Origin of the sequence: Chryseobacterium artocarpi (genome assembly GCF_001684975.1) — a bacterium.
GTDB classification, from domain to species: Bacteria; Bacteroidota; Bacteroidia; order Flavobacteriales; family Weeksellaceae; genus Chryseobacterium; species Chryseobacterium artocarpi.
Genome location: NZ_MAYH01000045.1, coordinates 326,475 through 351,457, shown reverse-complemented (window position 1 = coordinate 351,457; position 24,983 = coordinate 326,475). Strand labels below are relative to the sequence as shown.

Below are 24,983 nucleotides of genomic sequence, written 5' to 3'. Positions count from 1 at the left end.
CTTTTTCTTATGCTTTTAACCATTCCGAGGAGGAAAGGTAATTTTGATCAGGATAATAAATGAAAAGTAAATTTCTCCCTTTTATTGTATTGATCATGGATTGTGATAATTCTCTGGGAACTGCCGGGCATCCCCAACTTCTTCCAATTCTCTTATGTATTGTAGCAAATGTATCACTTACATAATCTGCTCCATGCATTACAATAGCTCTTCTATACGCTGCATCATTGAATCCTTTATCCATTCCCAATAGTCTTAATGAGTATCCGTTGTCTCCCTGATACGTTGCATCTGTGATATAAAATCCCATGCTGCTCTGCCGCGAACTTTCCGTGTTAGAAAAATTCGTAGCAAATTCTTCGCCTGTATTTTTACCGTGCGCAACCAATGAGTTGAACAGTACTTTTTTGTCATTAAGATCAATTACCCAAAGTCTTTTTGTATTAGAAGACATAGAAAAATCGCAGATAGTCAATAAATGCGACTCATCGGTAAGCAATCCTGCTTTTTTAAGATTTTCAAATCCCGTTAATGCCTTAGAGAAAACTTCATAATTAAGTTCATGCTCCGGATCAAATTCAATTGATTGGTATAATGCTTCTGATGAAGAAACTGCAACAGCTGCTTTATTCTTCTCAGATTTCGTTTCAGCTACTTTTTCGGTTTTTGTTGTGTTTAAATTTTCATTCTTTACCACCGTTCTTGGAGAAAGATAGAATGAAGTCGACACCATGTAAACAAGGCTTAATACGCCGTAAAATCCTTTCATTCAATAATATATTAATTCCAAATTAGTGGGGCAAAATTATAAAAACATAGCTATCAACGAGTTATAACTCCACAAAGTTTAACTCAATTTAAGAAACTTTAACGTCCTGATTCTGTGAAATAAAGCTCATTATTTTTGTGAATCTCCCACAAATTCAAGGCTCACAGAATTCATGCAATACCTCAGCCCAGTAGGCTTTGGACCGTCATCAAAGACATGCCCTAAATGAGAATCACATCTCTTACAAAGCACTTCTACCCTATCCATTCCGTAGGTTTGATCTCTTTTATAATAAACACCCTCTTTATCTGCCTCAAAGAAACTTGGCCAGCCACAGCTGCTTGCAAATTTGGAGGTAGAACGGAAAAGATGGTTTCCACAAACAGCACAATAGTAATCTCCCACTTCATCAAATTCATTGTATTTTCCGGTAAAAGCCCTTTCAGTAGCGGCTTCTCTTGCTATTGCATAAAGATCGTGAGCAAGAATTCTTTTCCATTCATCGTTGGAAACATTCAGTTTTGTGGTATCAGTTCTTGAATAGTATGGATTATTTTTTGCATCTGTATTTTCCATAGAAGTAATTTTAATGGGTTGTTGTTTCTGCTTACAAGCCTGCAGAAAGATTAATATGATGATTGAAACTAAAAATTTCATCACAAATTTTAATTATTTATTTCTTAACCACAAAAGTGATAGCATATTGAAAACACTTAAGTTTAAGAAGTCCAATTTAGTTTATGAAAATTATTTATTTTCATCTTATGTGAACTTATAAGACGTGATGTTAAACTCCCTTAATTGCTCTAAAGTGTTTCAAATAAAACTCTTGTGGTTATTGTGGTTCAAATATTGGATGATTTGATAACCAAATTTAGTAAATTTGAGAATATGAATGACGAAGCAAAAAGAAAACAACTCAGAAAATACAAAGCATTTGCAACAGGATTATTTGTTCTGATGGCTCTTATTTTCATTGTTACGACAATTCTCCAGAAGTCTAATGATTCTCATTGGATCGGTTATGTACGTGCTTTTGCAGAAGCAGCTATGGTAGGTGCTTTAGCAGACTGGTTTGCAGTAACCGCTTTATTCCGTCATCCGCTCGGGCTTCCTATTCCTCATACCAATCTGATTGAAAGCAGTAAACAAAGGCTTGGTGATAATCTCGGAAGTTTTGTAGTAAGTAACTTCCTTTCGCCACAAAATATTCGTCCTTATATCCAAAAGCTTAAAATTTCCAATTTTGTAGGAGAATGGCTTGGAAAGGAAAAAAGTCAGGAGATTCTGATCAAAAATATTTCAGACATCATTCTTGATATTCTCAACAAACTTGATGATTCTACAGTAAGTCAGTTTATCAGTAAAAAAGTTTCTGATATGACCGATGACATTAAACTTAATAAAGTAGTAGGAAACGGAATCAATTATATTTTGGAAAAAAATGACCATCAAAGAATCGTTACCAATCTCTCAAAACAAATTAAGGAATATATTATCGCCAATGATGAGATGATCAAAGATCGTGTAAAGCAAGGAAGCTACTCGTTTATTCCATCTTTTGTAGATAATAAGATTGCCGATAAGATTGCCGATGGACTGTCAGACTTTTTTAAAGAAATTGAGGAAAATCCGGAACATGAAGTAAGAGCATTAATTACTCAAAAAATACATGAGTTTTCTATAGATCTGAAGGAAGATCCTAAATGGGATGAAGAATTCAAAACTATTAAAAATGGACTTCTGAAAAATGATAAACTTGATGAATATTCCAATGATATCTGGGTTTCCATTAAGAAAACACTCATGAAAGAATTACAGGAAGATCATTCTGCTCTCAAAAATTATCTCTCAAAAAATTTGAATGAGTTTTCTCAAAACTTAAAAACAGATGAAAATCTTCAAAATAAAATTGATCATTGGGTTCGTGTAACGGCTTACAAATATATCCTGAAAAATACACATCAATTCGGAAACCTCATCAGTACCACCGTTGGCAACTGGCAAGGAAAAGAACTCAGTGAAAAGCTGGAACTGGAAGTAGGAAAAGATCTACAGTTTATACGTGTAAACGGAACTCTCGTAGGTGGCTTGGTTGGATTAATTATTTACACAATTGCTCATTTTTTCATCTAAAAAGTAAAATACCGACTTCACAACCATGAAAAAAATTTTTGTTCTTCTCTTCCTATCCTTTTTCTTTTTCGGGAAAAGTCAAAAGATTGAATTAAAAGCTGTGACTGATTCTTCTCAGACTTTTAAAGGAGAAATTGCAGGCGTTCCTATTACTATTATGCTTAATTATACAGGAATTGTAGATTGTGACCAGTATCAGCATTATGTAGACGGATGGTATTATTATGACAAATATCAGAAGAAAATTCCATTAACAGGAATCTATGATTTTTATGGAAATCTATCCTTATATAACTTTGGTAATAAGCAAAAAATAAACTCGAAAATTTTCAAACAACAAATTACATCCCGACAAAAAATAGAAAAAACTAATGAGATAGCACAAACATTAGCACCTCAGGAATCTCTCATCTTTGAACACTCTTCATCCAAAGAAAACATTATTTCCGGTCATTTTCAACTGAATAAAAAAGTACATCCCGCAAAGCTTTTCACCGGTAATGATATGATTTATCGTTACAACAATTATCTGACCTTACCAAATAATAAAAAGATCAATACGTATGACATTATTAATAAGGCAGGTGGAAATCAATTGATTTCATATACATCAGGAAGTAATGCAAACAGAATTCTGCTGTATTTTGAAGAGGTTTCCAATTTTAATTTCTGCGGCATGTGCGGAGCCAGTGACGGTGAAAAAGGATATAGAATGCTGTACTTTACCAAAGACTGGAATTATAAAAACTATGAAGAATATCTAACAGAAAGCTGTCGGGAAGGTATATTTGAAACTCAAAAAGTAAAAACCAAAGACCAAAATATTCTTCAGTTTAAAGTCCCAAAATCATATTCTTCACCTTCTTATACTTTGACAGTTGACACTAAAAATTCTTCTATCGTAAAGTCAAAGTAATGAGTTACATTTTATTTTGTCACGGATGCACAAATTTTTATTATGTGTTCTAAAAGTATAGATCGTAATTGATTACAGTCTTTTTAAGTAACCACTTTGAAGCAGAATATCCTTGTGAATTTACAAAAGCACAACAAAGAAAATTCGTGCATTAGTGGCTAAAACAAAAAAAGAGACCAAACGGTCTCTCAATATTATCTTGGCAATCTGCTTGCTCTTTTTAGAATCTCTTTGTTGATCTCATTGATCAATTCCGGACCTTCATAAATAAACCCGGTATATAGCTGAACCAGACTTGCACCGGCATCCAGTTTTTCAATAGCATCTTTCGCAGAATGAATTCCTCCTACTCCAATGATCGGGAATGCTCTGTTGCTTTTATCAGAAAGATATTTGATCATTTTTGTACTTCTCTCACGAATCGGTTTTCCGCTTAATCCTCCGTTTCCTATCTGTGCTAATGTTTCAGCTGAAGTTTTCAGACCTTCTCTGTTTACTGAAGTATTGGAAACGATTACTCCATCAATTTTTGTTTCTGCAATAAGCTCAACAATCTCGTCTAATTGAGTATGATTAAGGTCTGGTGCAATTTTCAGTAATATGGGTTTCTGTACAGATTTCGACTGATTGATTTTCTTTACTTCAGTGATCAGCTCACGAAGGTATTCTACATCTTCCAATTTCGCATGGCTTCCCACATTCGGGCAGCTTACATTCAGTACAAAATAATCTACATGCGGATGAAGTCCTTCAAAACAATCCAGATAATCCTGGGTATAGTTTTCCGGTTTTGTATCTGTATTTTTTCCGATGTTTCCACCGATGATTATTTTTCCTTTATTGGATTTCAGCTTTTCAATGGCTGCCTCAAGACCATCATTATTGAATCCCATTCTATTGATAATTCCGCCATCTTCTATTAAGCGGAATAGTCTCTTTTTAGGATTTCCAGCCTGAGCTCTTGGTGTCACAGTCCCAATTTCTACAAATCCGAACCCTAGATCTCCCAATTCATTAAAAAGTGTCGCATTTTTATCGAAACCTGCTGCAAGTCCTACAGGGTTCTTAAATTTCAATCCGAAAACTTCTCTTTCCAGACGTTTGTCTTCAATAGGTTTTGGGAAAAATAATTTAGTAAGAAATCCAAAATTCTTTAGCATTGAAAATGTAAAGTGATGAACATCTTCAGGGTCAAATTTGAAAAGAATCGGACGAATGAGCGATTTGTACATTGAAAAAAAGTTTTACAAAATTACTCATTTTAAAATTAATGATAGATTAACCTATGATATTTTATCAAATTGTGTGATCTATAGTATCTATAAGTTGGAAAACAACTATATATTCAACAAATCAGTGATATTTTTTAACGCTACCATCGCAAAGAAATATTACCATCCTAAAAACATTGGGTTCGCAAGGGCGTTTCACTAAGCGAAGTACGCATTATCAATCTTTGCTGAACGAAGTGCCTCAGCGATCGAAAAATAAAAGTCATTTAATCATAAAAACTCTGCGAACATTGTGTTAAAACAATAAGCACAGAGAAATACCACCACTATTCATTAAACGAAATGGGATACTTTTCAGGCACATAGAAACACCATCCTTGTCAAGGTTTAAAACCTTGACAAGGATTTAGGATTTGCTTTTTCTTTTCGTTATCGATTAAGAATACTGGCTCAAATCAAAATTCAGAATATCTCCTACTCTTTTAAATTCTTCATCTATAGTAGCATTTACCGTAATTCTTTCGTTAGATACAGGATGATTAAAAATCAATTGATGAGCGTGAAGCGTCATTTTGTTGATTTCAAATGTTTGAAGCCATAACTTATTTTGTTTGTTACAACCGTGTTTTCTACACCCCAAAATAGGATGCAGAATATGTTTAAAATGTTTTCTTAGCTGATGAAATCTTCCAGTTTCAGGAATGGCTTCTACCAAAGAATATCTCGAAGTCTGATGTTTTAAAAAAGGTAAATCGATCTCCGAAGTCTGCAAACGGCGATAGTAAGTAACAGCATTTTGCTTGACCTCATTCTCATTAATTAAGTCATAATCAATCGTTTCTTCTTCTTTTGTCCAGCCACGGAGAATTGCCAGATATTTCTTCTCTACTTCTCGTGATGAAAACTGTTCGCTCATTATTCTAAGGGTATCTTTATCTAACGTAAACAGCAGAACACCCGAAGTTTTTCGATCTAAGCGATGTACAGGATACACTTTTTGCCCAATTTGTTTTTTCAACTCCTGAATAGCGTATGTATCGGCTTCTCCCGCATAGAAAGATTTATGAACCAGTAATCCGCTGGGTTTGTTGATGCCAATTATATGCTCGTCACGATAAAGAATTTCTAACATAGTGCAAAAGTAGAAATTTTCAACTGATCTAGCCCTGATTGTAACGGCATCCTTTTGCCAAGCAAAAGATATAGTGAAAAGCAGGTTCCCGGCTCTTGTAAAATTAAAATGTAAATATTTGTCTGTTTATTAACTGCTTTTTTTATTGAAACTCATGATTTTGATTCCAAATTCATATTTTTGCATTTCAGACGTAAAAAAATTATGGCAAAGCAAGAAGATGTTTTCAAGAAAGTAATTTCTCACGCTAAAGAATACGGGTTTATTTTCCCTTCTAGTGAGATCTATGATGGTTTATCCGCTGTTTATGACTATGGACAGAACGGGGCTGAACTTAAAAATAATATCAAACAATACTGGTGGAAAGCTATGGTACAGCTTAACGAAAATATTGTGGGTATTGATTCGGCAATCCTTATGCACCCTACAACATGGAAGGCATCGGGTCACGTAGACGCTTTCAACGATCCATTGATTGACAATAAAGATTCTAAAAAGCGTTTCAGAGCAGACGTTTTGGTGGAAGATTATTGTGCTAAAATTGAAGATAAAGAGAATAAAGAAATTGAAAAGGCTGCGAAGAGATTCGGAGAGGCTTTCGATAAAGATCAGTTTGTGGCTACAAATCCAAAGATTTTAGAATACAGAGCGAAAAGAGAGGCTATTCTTTCAAGATTGGCTAAATCTCTGGAAAACGAAGATCTTGCTGATGTTAAAGCTTTGATTGAAGAACTTGAAATTGCTGACCCTGATACTGGTTCTAAAAACTGGACGGAAGTAAGACAGTTCAACCTTATGTTCGGAACTAAGCTTGGAGCTTCTGCAGACAGCGCAATGGATCTTTACTTAAGACCGGAAACGGCTCAGGGTATTTTTGTGAACTATTTAAATGTTCAGAAAACTTCACGTCACAGACTTCCTTTCGGTATTGCACAGATTGGTAAAGCATTCAGAAACGAGATTGTTGCAAGACAGTTTATCTTCAGAATGCGTGAATTTGAGCAAATGGAAATGCAGTTCTTTGTAGCTCCGGGTACAGAACTTGAATTCTACGAGCAATGGAAGCAAAAACGTCTGAACTGGCACTTAGCATTAGGTTTAGGTAATGACAACTACAGATTCCATGATCATGAGAAATTAGCTCACTATGCGAATGCTGCGGCTGATATTGAATTCAACTTCCCATTTGGTTTCAAAGAATTGGAAGGGATTCACTCAAGAACAGATTTCGACTTAAAAGCACACGAAAAATTCTCAGGTAGAAAACTACAGTTCTTCGATCCTGAAAGAAATGAAAACTATGTACCTTATGTAGTGGAAACTTCTGTAGGTTTAGACAGATTATTCCTTTCTATTTTCTCTCACTGCCTGAAAGATGAAGTATTGGAAGACGGTTCAGAAAGAACAGTACTATCTTTACCTCCAGCTTTAGCACCAATTAAAGCTGCTATTCTTCCATTAATGAAGAAAGACGGATTAGCAGAATATGCAGAGAAAATTTTCAACGATCTGAAATACGATTTCAACTTATTCTACGAAGAAAAAGACGCGATCGGAAAACGTTACAGAAGACAGGATGCGATCGGTACTCCATACTGTATCACGGTAGATCACGATTCATTGACGGATCACACAGTAACCATCAGAGACAGAGATACGATGCAGCAGGAAAGAGTTCCGGTTTCAGAGTTAAGAAGAATCATTGATGAGAAGACTAACTTCAGAAATTTACTTTCTAAAATATAATCAAAAACGCCCTGAAATTCAGGGCGTTTTTTTATTTTAATATTATTGAATGATATGTCATGAAAATTATTAATTTTAGCTGACTAAAAACTTAAAAAAGTTAACCATGAAAAAATTAATAATGTCGTCACTGGCAATAGCAGTGATGACAAGTTGTAGCTCTACATGAGGTATCTGAAATCATCAACGGTATCGATAATACGATCAATACTCCTTATCTTGTAAAAAAATTTACTGAAACTACTCAGGACAACCAAGTTATTGTAACTGAATACAAATACGACGGAGACAAAATCATTGAAGAGAAAAATATCACCCAAAACAGAAGAATTGCTTACACATATGCCGGTGATAATATTGCAACAGCAGAAACATATGCTGGAACAACTTTAGAACAAAAGAGAGAATTTACTTATCTGAATGGAAAACTTACTGCTGAGAAAGTGACTTCTAAAGCAGATCCTACCAGCTCACAAATGATAGTGTATACAGTCAATTATCAGTATCTTACTAGTACTCAAGTTAATTTTAATCGATATGCTGGAGCTACTGTAAATCCGTCAGGAGGTTATACTGCTGTTTTTGATGATGTAGAAGCTTCTTTATCAAGCAATGGTAATTTAGCTTCCACTAAATATACTAATAATGGGACAACTTATTATTTGAACAATACCTTTGATAATGATAACAACCCTATGAGGAATGTAAAAGGTTATGTAAAAATTAATATGTTTCACGACACTGAACTTGGACACAATAACCTGATAAGCCAAAACCGTAACTACATAGGTTCATTAACAGGATCAAGCTCAATAAAAGGAGAATATACACTTAACAGTGCCAAATATCCAACTAAAGTGATTATGAAGTACACAAGTTCATCTTTTGGATCTAACAATCATACTTATAATTACGAATACAACAAATAATAAGATTCCTTATTTATCATACTTAGCCTTGAATTTTATTCGAGGCTTTTTTGTGCCCATACTTTCTCTAGCTAAGGAGTAAAACGTTATAACCTCAACATTTGAAGATCAGGGATTCTCATAAGTTTTTCAAGATCATTTTCATCAATGAAACAAAAACAATTTATTTAATGATTCATTCTTATTTTTTCAACCAAATTATTTTAAATTTGTTAAAGATCGATTGATACAACATGAGAATACTAAAGTACATGATAGGAGGCGCTGTAGCCGGAGCAGCAGCGGCTTATTTTTTTGGATATGATTATTTATTCAGTGGGATTTCCAAAACTTACCTTAAAGGAAAATCAAGTGCTTATATTAATGATGGAGACCTGTTTCCCAGCAATCCTATTACCACCGGATCTCCTAAACTTTGGGAAGAGGATTCAGAATATAATAAAAAAGAATTACCTAAACATTTAGTTGAAGATTTAAAACACTCCAAAACAGCAGCTTTTGTTGTCATTAAAAATGGAAAAATCCTTCATGAACAATACTGGGATGGATATAATCAGCTTTCTCAAACCAATTCTTTTTCCATGGCAAAAGCAGTTACAGTAATGCTTTTGGGTAAAGCTCTTGAAGAGGGAACAATTCATGATATTGATGAAAAGTTTTCAGATTTTTATGCTGAGTTTAAAGAAAAGCCATTGGGTAATGAAGTCACCTTAAAAAACTTAGCCCAGATGGAAGCCGGACTTGATTGGGATGAAAATTACAACAGTCCTTTTCTTCCTAACGCCAAAGCCTATTACGGGAAAAGCCTTGTAAAAGCAGTATTTTCAAGAAAATTCAAAGAGCAGCCCGGAACCAGATTCGAATATCAAAGCGGATCAACTCAACTTCTTGGTTTTGCTCTGAAAAAAGCATTAAAACAACCATTATCAGATTATTTATCAGAAAAATTCTGGATTCCTTTGGGAATGGAACAGAATGCAAAATGGAGCACAGATAATTATGGAATGGAAAAGACATATTGCTGTATTCATTCTAATGCCAGAGATTTTGCAAAATTAGGACAATTGTTCCTGGACGATGGTAAAGTGGGAGAAGATCAGATTCTTAATACTGAATTTATTGAACAAATGAGAACTCCAACAGAAAAATCTGAAAACATCTATGGAATGGGACTTTGGATCAATCATGACAATCCTATAAAGCATTATTATTTTCTTGGCTTACAAGGTCAGTATATCATTATGGTACCGGAACATAATATGGTAATTGTAAAAACAGGAAGCTATATCAATAACCCTAAAAACGATAGAGGAAGACCGGATCAGGTAAAGTTCCTTGTCAATGAAACAGTTCAGTTATTTCAATAAAAAAACATGGATAAATACAGCTCACAAATAGACACTTACATTGAAAAATCTCAGGATTTTGCAAAACCTATTCTCACTTATATTCGTGAGACCGTTCATGAATTTTGTCCTGATGCAGAAGAAACGATGAAATGGAGCTTTCCACATTTTATTTACAAGGATAAAAACCTTTGTGCAATGGCATCATTCAAGCAACATTGCACCTTTGGATTCTGGCTGGAAAAAGAAATGAAAACCATGCAGGATATCACCAGGGATATCGAGAAAACGTCTATGTTTAGTTTAGGAAAAATCACAAAGGTTGAAGATCTTCCCTCAAAACCTCAGCTTAAAAAAGCGATCAAAGAGGCAATGGAACTTACAGATATGGGAGTAACTTTAAAGAAAGCGGCTCCATCAAAAACAGAAGTTGAAATCCCGGATTATTTCCAGTCAGCTCTGAGTGAAAACAATAAAGCATTGCAGATTTTTGAAAAAGCTTCTCCTTCATTTAGAAAAGAATATATCACCTGGATCACAGAAGCAAAAACAGAAGCCACCAGAAATAAAAGAATGGAACAGGCTTTAGAATGGATTGCGGAAGGTAAAGGAAGAAACTGGAAGTATGAGAAAAAGTAGATTCTCATTTTCAGGTTTTAAAACCAGATCCTTTCTTTAATGAAATCTAAAGTTCGCTTCAGGTAAAGTATTATTTTTTAAAAAAGCTTCGTATTCTGGTGATAGCTGAGCTCGCCCAAATGTATTCTCACCACTCATACTCCCCAAACGTACTTTATCTTTTCCGAATTTGCGATTCATGGCATCCATTGCTTTCATTACAGGAAGGTGTTGATTTTGAATATCATCCTCAAAAAGGCTGATCTGTCTCTGATCTTCCGGAACAAAATCATTGACCATCACTCCTGCCCTTTTATAATGAAATCCTTCTTTATAAATAGCCTCAAAAAGTTCGTTGACTACTCTTCCTATTAAAATAGATGAATTGGTAGGATTTGGAAGAATTTGAGTCATAGCATTTCTGTATTCAGGAAGATCTTTTCTGAAACGGTTGGTTTGTACAAATACGGTGATCATTTTGCAGCAGGTATTCTGCTTTCGCAGTCTTTCCGAGCAATACATTCCAAAAGTTTCCACTCTTTCCCGAACAGATTCTTTATCGGTAAGCATTTCCATAAAACTTCGGGTAACTGCAATTGATTTTTTAGGTGATGGGGCATCCAGATCCAGCTGACGAATTCCTTTTAATTCATTCAGCATTCTTACTCCGTGAATTCCCATAATTTTTCGTACCCACATTTCTGGTTTTTGAAGAAGATCCCAAGCTTTATACACCCCGCTATCATTCATTTTCACGGCAAGTTTTCGCCCAATTCCCCAAACATCTCCTATATTGAGCCATTTCAATGCCTTTTCTATTTTCTCAGGAGTATCCATAATATAAACACCATTAAACTGTTCAGGAAATTCCTTTACAATTCTGTTTGCCACTTTACATAGCGTTTTACTGGGTGCAATTCCTATACTCACCGGAATATTTTCTTTTTCCAAAATTTCCTCCTTAATTTTAAGACAATACTCGTGAATATCTATATATTTAAAACCGGTAAGATCAAGAAACAGCTCGTCTATACTATAAATTTCATAATCTAAAACGTAAGATTTGGCAATATCAATTACCTTCTGACTTTTGTAGTTATAGAGTTCAAATTTTGCAGAAAAACACTTCACATCATGCTGTTTAAAGAGTTCCTTGTATTTGAAAGCTGGTGCTGCCATCGGAATTCCCAGGTCTTTTGCTTCCTTACTTCTGGACACAACACATCCATCGTTGTTCGAAAGAACCACAACAGGCTTCCCTTCAAGCTCAGGATACAAAGTCCTTTCACAGGAAACAAAAAAGTTATTGCAATCTACCAGCGCATACATGATGATTGTATTGGAAATATATGTACAAAATTATCGTTTTTAAAGAATAAAATCTTCTTTTAATCAAGTTTTAACATCATATTTAACAACCTGAAAAACAAATGAATAATATTTTAAAACACGACATCTTTTGTCGCATTAGCCTTATAGCTTTGTATTCAAAAACATTTCTTTAAAAATTATTTCTCTTCAATTAATCTTTTATTAAAACACGACAATTTTTGACGCTATCCACTCCTACTTTTGTCTCAAAGCAATAAAAATTATGGACAAAGTAACACTCGAAAGAATTCAGAAACTCCATCCGTTTGTAAGGGATGAAATGAAGCAAATCATTAAAGAATGTGATGATGCGCTTACAGGAAGAGCAAAGATCAGGATTACCCAAGGGCTAAGGTCTTTTGAAGAACAGGAGAAATTATATGCCATCGGAAGAATTACTTCAGGAAAAAAGGTAACAAACGCAAAAGCTGGGCAAAGTATTCACAACTATGGACTTGCCGTGGATATCTGCTTAATGATTAACGGAAAAACAGCAAGCTGGGACACTGTAAAAGACTGGGATAATGATAAAGTTGCCGATTGGTATGAATGTGTAAAAATCTTCGCAAAACACGGCTGGGACTGGGGCGGAAACTGGAAAACCTTCAAAGATTTACCTCATTTTGAAAAGAAAAATATTCCATCAAAAAAAGGATTGATAAAAACCAGCTGGAGAGCACTTATAAAGATGTCCAGAGATAAATCCGGATATGTTGTATTATAACAAAACAGAACCTTTGGCAGTGTCATTTTCTAACTCAATTTTATTTGAAGAAAATTCTCAAAGACATCGTAAAAATAAAATGTAAACTATTCATTTTCAGAGTTATTTTTTTTGAAAATTTTAATCGTTTTTATATAATGCGTCAAGTTCTGTCGCTTCTCCGTCCTATCTTTGATTTATAAGAAAACAGGCAAAAGACAATGAAAATCAACTGTTTAAAATGAAATATTTTTTTAATAAACAATAGATCCATTGATTCAACCTTAAATGTATTCTTAAAAAAACAATTAAAAATATCACATGAAAAAGACAACCATTCTTTCTTTAGACGGAGGCGGAATAAGAGGAATTATCACCTGTATTATTCTCCGCTACATAGAAGAACAGCTCCAGTATTATGATAAACCGAGTGCCAAGCTTGGAGATTATTTTGATTTGGTAGCTGGAAGCAGCACAGGAGGTCTGATCGCATCTATTATTCTGTGTCCTGACGAATTGCGTAAAGCAAAATATTCTATTCAAAAGGGATTAGAACTGTACGCTGAAAAAGGCGGTGATATCTTCCAGGTTTCTTTTTGGGAAAAACTGGTGAATCCATTCGGATTATTGAATGAAAAGATTTCTCAGGAAGCACTTCAAAAAAACCTCAACGACTTTTTTGGAAATCTGGAACTAAAAGAATTAATAAAACCATGTCTGATAACAAGTTATGATATAGAAAACAGAAGAGCTAAGCTTTTCAATTCCTGGGAAGCTCATCTCAGCACTGACAATTTTTATGTAAAAGATATTTGCAGAGCGACTTCAGCCGCACCCACTTATTTTAGCCCGGTACAGATCAAATCGATGTACGGACAGATTTTCAGCCTGATTGACGGTGGTATGTTTGCAAATAATCCGGCACTTTGCGCTTACGCAGAGGCAAGAAAAATACCTTTTGCAGAGGTTTTAAAAAATCATCAGAAAACGAATCATCCCAGCGTGAATGATATGATTATCATCTCAATCGGAACGGGAATTGAGGCAAAATCTTATTCTTTTAAAAAACTGGAAAAAGCAGGGAAAATAGGCTGGGTAAACCCAATTATTGATATTCTGATGTCTGCTAATGCGGAAACAGTGGATTATCAACTGGCTCAAATGTTCCAGACTTTAGGTTTAAGAAATCAAAAGAATTATTATCGTTTGAATCCATCTCTGAAAAATGCTTCTCCTGCAATGGATAATGTAAAACGATCCAATATTGAAAATCTTATACAAGCCGGATTAAGCTATATTGATGATAACAGAGAAATACTGAATCAGATTGTACAGAAGCTCATCAAAAATAAAATATAAGCTTTTTAACTTATAAAGACTCAATATAAGCTTTAAAGATTATAATATAAAAAAATAAAATCTTTTTTTAATACGTCAAGTTTTGACGCTTCTCCCTACTACTTTTGGAGTATAAATAAAGTCACAAAAAAATAATAAACATAAAACTCAAGATAACATTTGAATACATCATTCATTAATGCAGAACAGCCAAAAGCGTGTTCAAAATATAACCAACACCCAATCATAACACAAAACATGAAAACACCAGATCACAATCCCGACACAGTCTTCAATGAAGACCTTTACACCATCGAGTGGAGCGATATCGAAAATGCTGAGATGGATTATGAAAATTATCTCAATGACATTGAAAACTTCTTCAGAAAAGATTTTGAAAATGACGTAATCGAAGAAGACACATTCTAATATATTTTCTACATATGACAAGTTCTGCGCTGTCCACTAATACCTTGAAAGCTCAATAATCCGCGCAAGCAGTCTCATTAAACATTCTCAATTTCCTTTGAATTCACCATTCACAAAATGCTGGACAGCCAGAACTATGTCTAAAAAATAACAATTCTCTTCTTTCCTAATATTGGATAGAATAATACCTTGACTAATAACCGATAAGCCACAGTAAATCTGTGGCTTATTTTTTTACAAAACTTATTGTAAAAATGATATCCGAAATAAGATTGGAATACCATACCTTTCACGATATAAAAACTACCTTTAATCATTCTGGTAAAATGAAATATTTTGGATTTATAAAAGAACATGATGATTTCCCTATATCAGAAAGTATTCATGATCTTATTTCAGGCTATACTCACATAGATGGCAATAAAGATAAAGTACTTGAGTATTTACAAAAGGGAAGTATGGTGATTCCTTTAATGGGATGTGTTGAAAATGCAAAAGATCCCTTATTTGAAACGGATCACTACAACGATAAAAGCTTTGTAGCCTACTATACAATCTATACTGATGGAATATGGTTATGGCCACAGTACATCATTGAATATATAAAAAAATATCCCAATATAAAGCTTAACCCTGAATTTGTAAAACAGGTTTTAAGCAATAAAGAAACAATTCAAATGACTGAAGAGGAGGCTTTAAAAATTGAAAAGGATTTCTTTCAGGAATTTTGGAAATAGTATATTTTGTTATGACCATAGAATATTTAAAAAAGCTCCATGCAACCCCTAAAATTGGGATCAGGGAAATTAAAGGAGTTTCAGGAGATGAAATTAAAAAAGTTGAACAAAAGTTCAATATACAGTTCCCGTTGGCTTACTCCGAATTTCTTTTTTTAGCTGGAAACTCGTGCGGAGCGCTGCCCATCATGGATACATCAGATTTAGAAACTATTTCTTCAGACTGGCACTATGAAATAATGCAGGACGAAATTAAGGAAACGGGATTAAATAATACACTAGTCCGCCCTTTCTGGCTCTTTGCAGAAAGTAACGGATGTGAACAATTTTATTTTTTTTATTTAGATGAAGGGGACGACCCAACCGTTTATCTAGCAGACTATTCCGCAGCAGATTATAATAAAAAAGATGTTAAATCTTTAAAGGTAAATTTCAGTACTTTTATTGAGAAAAAAATAGACACAGCCTTTAAAATATGGGAAGAAGGTTGGTGAAAAACAAGGAAAAGCATGAGCATTGATAAAGAAAAAGCATTAAAAATCGTCAAACAATACTTACAAGATCGCAAGAGAGAATATATTTCTATTGATGAGAAAGATGAGATTTATTATCAAGAACAAAAAATGATAAATTATGGAAAGTATGAAGATAAGATAAGGAATATTTTTGTGGTAACTTACTACCTTGAAGGTTATCAAGAACCTATCCCTCAATTTGTTATTGTAGATGCAGAAATAGGTGAAGTACATTGTACCTATACCAAGCATGGCTATGCTGAAGAATGGGAAGATGATGATGAACTATAAAATCGAGAAATAATGATCACAGATGAAGATTATGACGTGTTATATTATGTAACACCAAAACAATACAGAGCTACTGCATTAGATCAACAACAACATGATCCCAAAGCAATGGAGAATTTAAATAAAGAAGAGGTATTGGAGGAATTATTATTAAAATGCACGCTCTCTGAATTAATTTCTACTTTAATAATAATTTTCAAGGAAAAGTATGCCAACCCATTACCTGTCTGGACAGGAATTGTAGACTATGAAATAAAAACAAAAAAAGAGTCTTCTAAAAGAAAAGATATTAAGAAAATACAATTTGATTTTAAATATGGTGTAGAAACTGTCTTTGGAGCCAATACTGAATATTTGGATAATGTATTCATGGAATTTCCAGAACCGTTACAAACATTAAAAAGTATGATAAAGACTGGTTTGAAAGGAAAATCATTTACTGAAGAAACCTTACATGATAAAACTATTCTCACTATTGCCAACAGCCCTATCACAAAAATAGAAGTTACGCCAATTACCTTCCATTTATTTATTGATAAGAATTCTTTTATTGATTATGGACAATAAGTAAAATATCAACAGTTTTCAGATCACTGAAGAGCATACAATGATATTAGTTTTCAATATTTCTTCTTCAAAAAAAATAAAACACGACACGTTTTGTCGCATTAACCGCATATATTTGTCTTATAAAACTTTACCATGAAACGCAGTTCTGCTGCAACATAAAAATAGAAAAATGAAGAAAGATTTTTATCTGACAAGATATGCCTTAATTATTAAAAGATTAGAAAGTTCTCCTGCTACTTATTCGCAGATGGAGGAATATCTTTTAAATTCTTTTGAGTTCCAGGATGCGGATATCAAAAGCTACTCTATCCGTACCTTGCAAAGAGACATCCGTGAGATATCCGATCTTTTCAATCTTTCTATCCACAACAAGAAAAAGGGTGACAACCGATATTATATAGAAAGTCGCCCGATCATGGAAGTAGATGAATACAACCAAAAGCTTCTTGAGTCTTTCCAGGTAAGCAATGCATTGAACCTTCACCCGGATTTTTCAGACTTTATTTTCTTTGAAAGTCGTAAACCAACTGGTATAGAGCATTTTTATGATCTGTTCTTTGCGATCCGTAATAAAAGAGTGGTAAGCTTTGAGCATTACAATTATAAAAATAAGCTGATGACTTCCAGAAAGGTTCATCCTTTAGCATTAAAAGAATCTAAAGACAGATGGTACCTCATCGCCATTGATACTAAGGATAAAATTTTAAAATCATTCGGGTTGGATAGAATCAATTATCTGGATGTGGCAAAAAATCAATTCAGAGAAAAGTATAAATATAATTTCAGAGAACATTTCAAAAACGCTTTTGGAGTGATGAATCTTGCAGAACAGAAACCACAGAATATTGTACTAAAATGCAGCCGTCATCAAGGAGAATATATCAGAAGTTTTCCTCTTCATCAGTCGCAAAAAGAGACTAAAGAAACCCCGGAAGAAATCTATTTCGAGTTTTTTCTCCATCCTACTTACGACTTTATGCAGGAGATTTTATCCTATGGAAAAGAAGTAACTGTTCTGGAGCCGAAAGCTTTAGTAGATGACATACGAAACCATCTTCAGGAATCCTTAAACCGTTATCTGGAAAGCTAATATATCTTAAATATTTCTCACATTTTTTAAGTATATTTACATAAATATACCTTTATTGAGAACTTTATTCATTTGTATTTGCTGTATTATTTCTTCGTTTTGTTTATCACAGCAGAAAGAAGAATTCCGGCTTGTAAAAAACTATTACAACCAGCACAGAAGCATGCTGAATAAAGAATTCAAGAAAAAATTTGATGCAGAAACCAATACTTTTAAGAAAGAAGCTATTAAAGGAGATTTTGTCTTTTTTATGAAAAAGATGGATAGTATTGAAAATACCGCTTTAATTGGTGCTTTATTAAGAGTTCGAAATATCGAAGATCTTGAGGTTTTAAAAACGACGAAAATTTCTCAAACCCTGACAGATAAACCTGCTGATGTAGAAAAAATTGCAGATTATCCTGGTGGAATAAATACACTGAGACAGGAAGTTGCAGATTTACTTTATGTAGACGGGGTAAATTCGGATTTAAAAACCGTGAAAACAGATGTTGTCTTCGTTGTAGAAAAAGATGGAAGCGTGAGCAATGTTCATGCGCAAGGAGACAATTTTACTTTTAACAGACAGGCAGAGATTGCCCTCTACTCTATTACCGAAAAATTTTCCCCAGCTTTGATAAAAGGCGATCCGGCTAGATTCCGTTTCAGAATTCCTTTGACTTTAACGATGGTTGATTGATTTAATTATGTTTACTGACGAATATTATATGAAAATGGCACTGCAGGAGGCAGAAGCCGCATTGGAACAGGATGAGGTTCCTATTGGGTGTGTAGTAGTTTCCAATAACCGTATTATTGCCAGAGCTCACAACCTTACTGAAACATTAAATGATGTTACCGCCCATGCAGAGATGCAGGCTATAACTTCTGCCGCCAACTTTTTAGGTGGAAAATATTTAAAAGACTGTACCCTTTATGTTACCATGGAGCCATGCGTTATGTGTTCCGGGGCTCTTTCATGGTCACAGATTTCAAAGGTCGTTATTGGTGCCAGAGATGAGCAGAGAGGCTTTATCAATAAACATCTTACTTTACACCCAAAAACAGAAATAGTCACCGGCGTTATGGAAAATGAATGCTCTGCTATTGTTAAAAACTTTTTCAAAAGCAAAAGATAAATCTTTCTTTTTCTTCACCACATATTGAATAAATAAGATACAAGTAATCAAATAATTAATTACATTTGATATACATTCAAATTAAAACAATATGAAAAAGTTAACAAGAAAAGAAACAGCTAAGATCAACGGTGGTATCGCACCCGGACAATGTTTTTACACAGACCCTAATACAGGAAAAAGAAAACTTGGATGCCAATTGGAACCTATTCCAGACTGTTGTGGAGGATGGATTTACCCAAATCCTGAATATGCATGCCAGCCATGTACAGGAGGTCTTTAAATATCAATAAATTAACTCCATTTAAACAACAATGAAAAAGTTAACAAGAAAAGAGGCTGCCAAAATTAATGGTAGCGTTGGAATCGGTCAATGTATTTATACAGATCCAGAAACGGGACACTCAAAACTAGGATGCCTGTTGCGCCCAGTTCCTGATTGTTGTGGGGGATGGACATATCCTACTCCAGGGCAAGAGTGCCAGCCATGCAGATAAAAAAACAGCCTTTCCGGCTGTTTTTCATTTTTATAAAATCTTATATAAATTAATCTTTAAAGATAGAATACATGACAAGATCAAAATACTCATCATCTTTCTTTACATGTTCTTTTAAAAGGGCTTCTTTTTCCATTCCTATCTTTTCCATTATCTTACCGGAAGCAGGATTATGAGGAAAGTGAGTTGCAAAAATTTTATTAAGTTTTAATTCTTTAAAACCAAAATCTATAATCGTTCGGGCAGCTTCAGTCACATATCCTTTGTTCCAATAAGGAATTCCCATCCAATAGCCTAGTTCAGCTTTATCATCTTCTCTGTCATGAAGCCCTATCGCACCAATAAGCTGTCCTTCTTTATTTCGGATTCCAAAAGTATAACCGCTTTTTTCGTCAAAGGCTTCTTTAGACATTTTCAACCAAAATTTTGCGTCATCTTCCGTGTAAGGATATGGAATATTGGATGTCAGATCTGAAAAAATCCTATGCTGTAAAAGCTCAACAATAAAAGGAATATCTTTCTCTTCCAACTGAGAGAGAATAAGTCTTTCCGTTTCTATACCGGGAAATTCTGTTAATTCTTGCATTATACTCGTGACTAATGTTAATGACAATACTTATAAATCCTTTCCAAGGAAGTAAAGTCCTTTTAAAGTATGAAGTCTATCCATCACGTGAATTTTATCCGTTAAAGGTTTATAAACATGTGATACTCCTCCTGTTGCTACAACAAAGCAGTCTTCATTTACTTCGTCGTTAATACGGTCAATAAATCCTTCTACCATTCCAAGGAAACCATATACCATGCCGCTTTGCATGCAGGTAACAGTATCTAAACCTAGCACTGTTTTGGGTTTTTTAAGTTCTATTTCCGGAAGTTGCGCCGTCTGGCTGATAAGAGAATTTAAAGAAGTAACAATTCCCGGAGCAATAATCACTCCTAATGTTTCTCCGGTTTCAGCAACACAGCTTGCGGTAAGAGCAGTACCGAAATCAATAACGATTTTCTTTTTATTAGGATACAGATTATGAGCTGCCACAAGATTGGCATAGATATCTGTTCCCATCTGTTTTGATTTTGCCACTACGGCTGACGGAGTAGTTCTATCAACAATAACTGGAGTAATTCCGTGAATCTTCTTAATTCCAGAGCTCATCACTTTGGTAAGCTGAGGTACCACAGATCCGATAATTACTTTATCAATTTCTTTAGGCTCTACTTTATAAGTCTGATAAAGCATCAGCATCTGTACATACAGTTCATCAGCCGTTCTGTAGGGCTTCGTGTTGATTACCCAGGAAATATCACAATTATCGCCATTAAAAAGACCAAATCTGATATTACTGTTTCCTACGTTTATTACAATTGAATTCATTTATATTTTAGCAGGCTATGATTTGAAAAAATTTGAATCCCAAATTTATAAAAAAATAAAAGGAGTACTTCTAAATACTCCTTTTATCTATATGTTTATCTTTTTATTTTACTTCTACAAAGTTATCTTCAGGATTTACATCAGCAATTCTCTGGCTGAAATCTATTCCCAATACAGCTAACTGTGATTTTGTATAAGGAACTGTGATGGTATACTCCTTCTGCGTCCATGCCCAGTATGGCATTGTTTTAAACTCACCATAGATATCTTTTTCTTTCCATGTATGGGTCATATTTAACGGAATCTGGTAAGTAACTACTTTTTTATCCTTAGTCATTACACTGAAATCTATAGGCATTGGAACTTGCCCTTTGTTGATCAACGTAATCGTTGTAGACTTATCATCATATTTTACATCTTTAATTCCGTAATCAATTGTCTTCGTAGTATTGATCCAGTAATTATGGAACCATTTTAAGTCCATTCCAGAAACTTTCTGAGCAATATGAAGGAAATCTCTGTCTGATGGGTGCTTCATACTCCACTGATCATAATATTGCTTTAATGTTTCTGCAAGATTCTGCTCACCCATAATGTAACCTAACTGCACAAGATACAATTCACCTTTCACATAAGATGCATACGTGTATGCTGTTCCGTTGTCATGGTGATCTCCTAACCATACCGCTGGTTCTTCGATTCCTTTTTTAACAAAGTTTCTGTAAGCATTCAATCTTTCAATGAAAGGATTAGGTAATTCCTCTGGAAACAACTGGTGCATTGTATAACCTTCTGCATAGCTTGTAAAACCTTCATCCATCCATGGACGTACAGATTCATTCGTAGCAAGCATTTGCTGATACCAAGAGTGAGAACCTTCGTGAGCCATTAAGCCCATTAAGTCTTTAATATTTTTAGCTTCTCCAAGAATCATCGTACACATTCCGTACTCCATTCCGCCATCACCTCCTTGAATGAAAGCATACGTAGGATATACATATTTCCCGAAATGATTGTTCATGATCTGGAAATACTTAGTGATATAAGGCTGAGACTCTCCCCAAGCTTTAGTCTTATCATTTTTCTGATATACTAAATATACTTTAGGACCTTCCGGAACATTGAAACTTTCCACAGAATAATCTCTGTCTGCACTCCATGCAAAGTCAAGGATATTTTTTGCAGTCCATTTCCAGGTTGCTTTCTTATCTTTTTCTGCTTTAATTTTAGCTGCAGCATCATATCCTTTTACTTCTGTTGGGTTTTCAAGGATTCCTCCTGCTCCAACAACATAGTCTTTATTAATTTTAATGGTTACATCAAAATCTGAGAATGGTGCATGAAACTCTCTTCCCAGATAATCAAAAGTAGCCCATCCGTCATAATCATATTCTGCAATTTTTGGATACCATTGCGTCATCGTCATATCTACCCCTTCTCTGTTGTTTCTTCCGCTTCTTCTGATCTGCTGAGGAATTACAGCATCCCAATCCATCGTAAAAGTTGTAGTAGAATTTGGCTTAATAGATTCAGCAAGATAAACCTTCATAATAGTTTCCTGAACTTCAAATTTCAGATCTTTCCCATTCTGCTTGATCCAGTGAATATTTTGAGCTCCTTCCTGATCTTTTGGAATTGTAGACAGTGTTGAAATACCGTTTTTTTGCAATCTTCCGTCACCATTTTTCCCTTGCGAAGAAACTCTCTGATCCATCATAGAATTTGGTTTAAAAGCATTCCAATACAGGTGGAAATATACCACATTCAACTCATCGGGTGAGTTATTCGTGTATTCTAAGGTTTGTTTTCCCTGGTAGGTAAATTTTTCAGCATTGACATCAATATCCATCTTGTACTTCGCAGCCTGCTGATAATAAGCTCCTTGCTGAGCCTGAAATTGTGAAATGATAAACGCAAAAATGATTGCAGCCGATTTTCTCATTTAAAATTTTATTTTTTCTAAAGGTAGGTATTTTAAACAAAACCCTCAAACGCGGAGTTATAACAAGGTTTTTGTTCTCTTTTTAATATGGTTTTAGATACTTTTTTATTTGATTTGTTAAATAAGATTGTGTATTTTTTAAATCCTTACTTATTTTACATAGAATAAAGTAGCAACAAAAAAACCTCAGCTGTTTCTACAGCTGAGGTTTGTATTTTAATAGAAAATTAAGATTACTTCTTTGCAGAAGCTTCTTTTTTCCCGCTTCTTAAAATCTTTTCAAGAATTCTTAAAGTAATCAGATAAGTTGGTTTTACACCCGTAAGACCTAAACCACCTGAAGATAGTGTACTTCCCGTTTCCAATGGATTATCTGAAGCATAATATGCATAACAAACGAATAAATCCGGTGAGATATGATGCCTGATCTTAGATGCTACCTGAATTGCTTTCTGATAATGCGCTCCTTCCATTTCAAGACCTATCGCTCTCCAAGAAGTATTCATAAAATAAGAAAGGATATCCTTATTCTGAAGTGATGTTCCTAAAACGGTAATCATAGGACCTTCAAAAGCTTTCAGTTCATCATCTACAAAATCATCAAGCTTCAATGCATTTTCAAAAGGATAGTTATCCGCAGTTCCTTCAAATATGTGAGAAGTCGGGATCATGATATCTCCTTTTTCTCCTGTAAGAATTCCTGCTTTCCCCATAATGGATACAGATTTCACATGCATCATGTATACCTCTCCTTTATGTTCAAAAGGTTTCAACAGCTCATCCATTACTTCAAAAGCCTGCTCTCCGAATGCGTAATCAAATACCATGACAACATCATCTCCGGAAAATTTACAATCAGCGAATGGAGTATTTTTCAGGTCTGTTTTACTCAGATCAATGATCTGAACATCAATATTACTTCCACTTTTATCTGCAATATGAATCATTCCTTCATCTAAAGCATATTTTAATACTTTATCACGAAGGTCTTTCTTATTTGAAATTTCTTCATACAGTTTATAATCCACTTCATTATGATGCTTCTTTTTAAGAGCCTCATTAGCATACAGCATATTTTTTACAGAGTGCATATTTGCCGAAATAATATGTAATGGACGCATATGAAGATTATTCTCAAATAAAACTTCTTTTACTTTATTCGCCCATTTCTCACCAAAATAGTGGTGTCCTACTCTTTCTTTTAATATAGCACTGAAATGAATTTCTCTTTCCGTAGTTCCTTTTGCGTCTTCAAGACTTACTTTTCCTAAGTTGTAAATGATTTTAAATAAACGGTCAGGATTATTATCATCTCCAAAAGTATTGTAAGCTCTTAATGTTTCATCAAAAGATCTACCTATTAAAGAAGAAAGGTGGATCAATGCCACTTCTTTTTCCTTTCTGCTGAATTTCTTTTCTCCTTTTACTACCTCTTCAATAATCTTGAAAGCACGTGTAGGTTTCCAGTTTTCATCTTGAATGAATGCCAGATTACGGATTTTATCAGCTTCTATAAATAGGAAGGTAAGGTGGGTAAGAATGTCATAAATTTCAGAACGTCCCAAAAGAACCTCTATATTCATCTGGTGTTCATCTATTCTATAGCAGTTTCTTCTTCTCTTTTTAGGAACAATAGGTTCGAAACTTCCTTTATCAAACCCTTCATCTGATGTAAGATGAATAAAAGCACACTCCTCAATCCCTTCCGGAAGCCTGTCTAGTACATACATTAAACCATCAAGTTCAAGTTTACTCGGAATATTCATAGTCCCATAAATTTCCGGATTGATGGTTTTTAACAAGCTTCTGATACTTTCTCCTGAAACCCCTGCCGGCTTGAAAAATCCTCTATAAAATAAGTGCCTCATAGAGATATATAGTCTTTCAATAGCTTCTGTTGTTTCTCTTGCTCTAGAATTTGTCATAAAATAAATTTCACACAAATATACAAAATCTTTGCCCATTTTATTTTAACTATCTTTTAATTCAGCCGCCTAATTCGCACAGGATTCCACGATGTATCATGTAAAATGTATTTACCAGCCTCGTCTCTTTCAAAAGTGTCCTGGATATTTAGTTTTAAACAAGAAACAATAGACAACCCCTATCGAAAACCCACCAAACAATTGTTTAATTTGTATAAAATTTCAAAATACCCCTTAATTTTTTAGGGTAAAATCATT

The 24,983-nt window shown here is 34.3% G+C and carries 27 protein-coding genes; 18 read left to right on the top strand and 9 right to left on the bottom strand.

Annotated elements, in window-relative coordinates:
* Nucleotides 1-7: 7 nt before the first annotated feature.
* Together BBI01_RS16435 and msrB are read right to left on the bottom strand one after the other, a co-directional pair.
* Entirely contained in the window at nucleotides 8-769 is a 762-nt protein-coding gene (locus BBI01_RS16435; RefSeq protein ID WP_065395726.1) for a murein L,D-transpeptidase catalytic domain family protein, read from the bottom strand.
* A 129-nt stretch (nucleotides 770-898) separates the two neighbouring features.
* Nucleotides 899-1,426: a peptide-methionine (R)-S-oxide reductase MsrB gene (gene msrB / locus BBI01_RS16430; protein WP_065395725.1), complete on the bottom strand. Its 528-nt coding sequence runs from the start codon at nucleotides 1,424-1,426 to the stop codon at nucleotides 899-901.
* Nucleotides 1,427-1,660: 234 nt separating this feature from the next.
* Between msrB and BBI01_RS16425 the strand changes: the two genes are divergently transcribed.
* On the top strand, nucleotides 1,661-2,905 hold the full coding sequence (locus tag BBI01_RS16425) for a DUF445 domain-containing protein (protein ID WP_065395724.1): 1,245 nt from the start codon (nucleotides 1,661-1,663) through the stop codon (nucleotides 2,903-2,905).
* 25 nt (nucleotides 2,906-2,930) lie between these two features.
* Nucleotides 2,931-3,821 carry an alpha/beta hydrolase family protein gene (locus tag BBI01_RS16420; RefSeq protein ID WP_065395723.1) on the top strand — a complete coding sequence of 297 codons (891 nt, stop codon included), beginning with the start codon at nucleotides 2,931-2,933 and terminating at the stop codon, nucleotides 3,819-3,821.
* Nucleotides 3,822-4,015: 194 nt separating this feature from the next.
* On the opposite strand, the gene BBI01_RS16415 is transcribed toward BBI01_RS16420, so the two are convergent.
* Together BBI01_RS16415 and BBI01_RS16410 are read right to left on the bottom strand one after the other, a co-directional pair.
* On the bottom strand, nucleotides 4,016-5,053 hold the full coding sequence (locus BBI01_RS16415) for a quinone-dependent dihydroorotate dehydrogenase (RefSeq protein ID WP_065395722.1): 1,038 nt from the start codon (nucleotides 5,051-5,053) through the stop codon (nucleotides 4,016-4,018).
* A gap of 436 nt (nucleotides 5,054-5,489) precedes the next feature.
* Nucleotides 5,490-6,185, bottom strand: coding sequence for a pseudouridine synthase (locus BBI01_RS16410; RefSeq protein ID WP_065395721.1), 696 nt, complete (start codon nucleotides 6,183-6,185; stop codon nucleotides 5,490-5,492).
* 204 nt (nucleotides 6,186-6,389) lie between these two features.
* On the opposite strand from BBI01_RS16410, the gene BBI01_RS16405 reads away from it, so the two are divergent.
* From BBI01_RS16405 to BBI01_RS16390, 4 genes are all read left to right on the top strand, one after another.
* Complete coding sequence (locus BBI01_RS16405) at nucleotides 6,390-7,931, top strand: glycine--tRNA ligase (RefSeq protein WP_065395720.1); 1,542 nt, start codon at nucleotides 6,390-6,392, stop codon at nucleotides 7,929-7,931.
* 443 nt (nucleotides 7,932-8,374) lie between these two features.
* Nucleotides 8,375-8,860 carry a hypothetical protein gene (locus BBI01_RS16400; RefSeq protein ID WP_065395719.1) on the top strand — a complete coding sequence of 162 codons (486 nt, stop codon included), beginning with the start codon at nucleotides 8,375-8,377 and terminating at the stop codon, nucleotides 8,858-8,860.
* Nucleotides 8,861-9,093: 233 nt separating this feature from the next.
* Complete coding sequence (locus tag BBI01_RS16395) at nucleotides 9,094-10,227, top strand: serine hydrolase domain-containing protein (RefSeq protein ID WP_083190129.1); 1,134 nt, start codon at nucleotides 9,094-9,096, stop codon at nucleotides 10,225-10,227.
* 6 nt (nucleotides 10,228-10,233) lie between these two features.
* Nucleotides 10,234-10,845 (top strand): YdeI/OmpD-associated family protein, encoded by a 612-nt coding sequence (locus BBI01_RS16390; protein ID WP_065395718.1) that lies wholly within the window; start codon nucleotides 10,234-10,236, stop codon nucleotides 10,843-10,845.
* A gap of 36 nt (nucleotides 10,846-10,881) precedes the next feature.
* On the opposite strand, the gene BBI01_RS16385 is transcribed toward BBI01_RS16390, so the two are convergent.
* On the bottom strand, nucleotides 10,882-12,153 hold the full coding sequence (locus tag BBI01_RS16385) for a Y-family DNA polymerase (protein WP_065395717.1): 1,272 nt from the start codon (nucleotides 12,151-12,153) through the stop codon (nucleotides 10,882-10,884).
* A 265-nt stretch (nucleotides 12,154-12,418) separates the two neighbouring features.
* Between BBI01_RS16385 and BBI01_RS16380 the strand changes: the two genes are divergently transcribed.
* The 12 genes from BBI01_RS16380 to BBI01_RS22580 all read left to right on the top strand — a co-directional run bounded on the left by BBI01_RS16380 (nucleotide 12,419) and on the right by BBI01_RS22580 (nucleotide 19,483).
* Complete coding sequence (locus tag BBI01_RS16380; protein ID WP_065395716.1) at nucleotides 12,419-12,919, top strand: M15 family metallopeptidase; 501 nt, start codon at nucleotides 12,419-12,421, stop codon at nucleotides 12,917-12,919.
* Between the two features lie 300 nt (nucleotides 12,920-13,219).
* A complete protein-coding gene (locus BBI01_RS16375; RefSeq protein ID WP_065395715.1) occupies nucleotides 13,220-14,257 on the top strand; it encodes a patatin-like phospholipase family protein in 1,038 nt (345 codons plus the stop codon).
* 237 nt (nucleotides 14,258-14,494) lie between these two features.
* Nucleotides 14,495-14,665 carry a hypothetical protein gene (locus tag BBI01_RS22875; RefSeq protein ID WP_165602266.1) on the top strand — a complete coding sequence of 57 codons (171 nt, stop codon included), beginning with the start codon at nucleotides 14,495-14,497 and terminating at the stop codon, nucleotides 14,663-14,665.
* Between the two features lie 254 nt (nucleotides 14,666-14,919).
* Nucleotides 14,920-15,402: a hypothetical protein gene (locus tag BBI01_RS16370; RefSeq protein ID WP_065395714.1), complete on the top strand. Its 483-nt coding sequence runs from the start codon at nucleotides 14,920-14,922 to the stop codon at nucleotides 15,400-15,402.
* 11 nt (nucleotides 15,403-15,413) lie between these two features.
* Nucleotides 15,414-15,896: an SMI1/KNR4 family protein gene (locus BBI01_RS16365; protein ID WP_065395713.1), complete on the top strand. Its 483-nt coding sequence runs from the start codon at nucleotides 15,414-15,416 to the stop codon at nucleotides 15,894-15,896.
* A gap of 15 nt (nucleotides 15,897-15,911) precedes the next feature.
* Nucleotides 15,912-16,208, top strand: a complete 297-nt coding sequence (locus BBI01_RS16360; protein ID WP_065395712.1) for a hypothetical protein — start codon at nucleotides 15,912-15,914, stop codon at nucleotides 16,206-16,208.
* A gap of 12 nt (nucleotides 16,209-16,220) precedes the next feature.
* Nucleotides 16,221-16,775, top strand: coding sequence for a hypothetical protein (locus BBI01_RS16355; RefSeq protein ID WP_065395711.1), 555 nt, complete (start codon nucleotides 16,221-16,223; stop codon nucleotides 16,773-16,775).
* 172 nt (nucleotides 16,776-16,947) lie between these two features.
* Nucleotides 16,948-17,868, top strand: coding sequence for a helix-turn-helix transcriptional regulator (locus BBI01_RS16350; protein ID WP_065395710.1), 921 nt, complete (start codon nucleotides 16,948-16,950; stop codon nucleotides 17,866-17,868).
* Nucleotides 17,869-18,031: 163 nt separating this feature from the next.
* Nucleotides 18,032-18,547: a hypothetical protein gene (locus tag BBI01_RS16345; RefSeq protein ID WP_065395991.1), complete on the top strand. Its 516-nt coding sequence runs from the start codon at nucleotides 18,032-18,034 to the stop codon at nucleotides 18,545-18,547.
* Nucleotides 18,548-18,554: 7 nt separating this feature from the next.
* Entirely contained in the window at nucleotides 18,555-18,986 is a 432-nt protein-coding gene (locus BBI01_RS16340; RefSeq protein WP_065395709.1) for a nucleoside deaminase, read from the top strand.
* 91 nt (nucleotides 18,987-19,077) lie between these two features.
* Nucleotides 19,078-19,269 carry a hypothetical protein gene (locus tag BBI01_RS16335; protein WP_065395708.1) on the top strand — a complete coding sequence of 64 codons (192 nt, stop codon included), beginning with the start codon at nucleotides 19,078-19,080 and terminating at the stop codon, nucleotides 19,267-19,269.
* A 31-nt stretch (nucleotides 19,270-19,300) separates the two neighbouring features.
* Nucleotides 19,301-19,483, top strand: coding sequence for a hypothetical protein (locus BBI01_RS22580; protein WP_123862161.1), 183 nt, complete (start codon nucleotides 19,301-19,303; stop codon nucleotides 19,481-19,483).
* A gap of 49 nt (nucleotides 19,484-19,532) precedes the next feature.
* Here the strand turns inward: BBI01_RS22580 and BBI01_RS16330 are convergent, their stop codons facing one another.
* From BBI01_RS16330 to BBI01_RS16315, 4 genes are all read right to left on the bottom strand, one after another.
* Nucleotides 19,533-20,069 (bottom strand): GNAT family N-acetyltransferase, encoded by a 537-nt coding sequence (locus tag BBI01_RS16330; RefSeq protein WP_065395707.1) that lies wholly within the window; start codon nucleotides 20,067-20,069, stop codon nucleotides 19,533-19,535.
* Nucleotides 20,070-20,099: 30 nt separating this feature from the next.
* Nucleotides 20,100-20,858 carry a type III pantothenate kinase gene (locus BBI01_RS16325; RefSeq protein WP_065395706.1) on the bottom strand — a complete coding sequence of 253 codons (759 nt, stop codon included), beginning with the start codon at nucleotides 20,856-20,858 and terminating at the stop codon, nucleotides 20,100-20,102.
* Nucleotides 20,859-20,961: 103 nt separating this feature from the next.
* Nucleotides 20,962-22,800 (bottom strand): M1 family metallopeptidase, encoded by a 1,839-nt coding sequence (locus BBI01_RS16320; protein WP_065395705.1) that lies wholly within the window; start codon nucleotides 22,798-22,800, stop codon nucleotides 20,962-20,964.
* 233 nt (nucleotides 22,801-23,033) lie between these two features.
* Nucleotides 23,034-24,725, bottom strand: a complete 1,692-nt coding sequence (locus BBI01_RS16315) for a DUF6909 family protein (RefSeq protein ID WP_065395704.1) — start codon at nucleotides 24,723-24,725, stop codon at nucleotides 23,034-23,036.
* Nucleotides 24,726-24,983 lie beyond the last annotated feature (258 nt).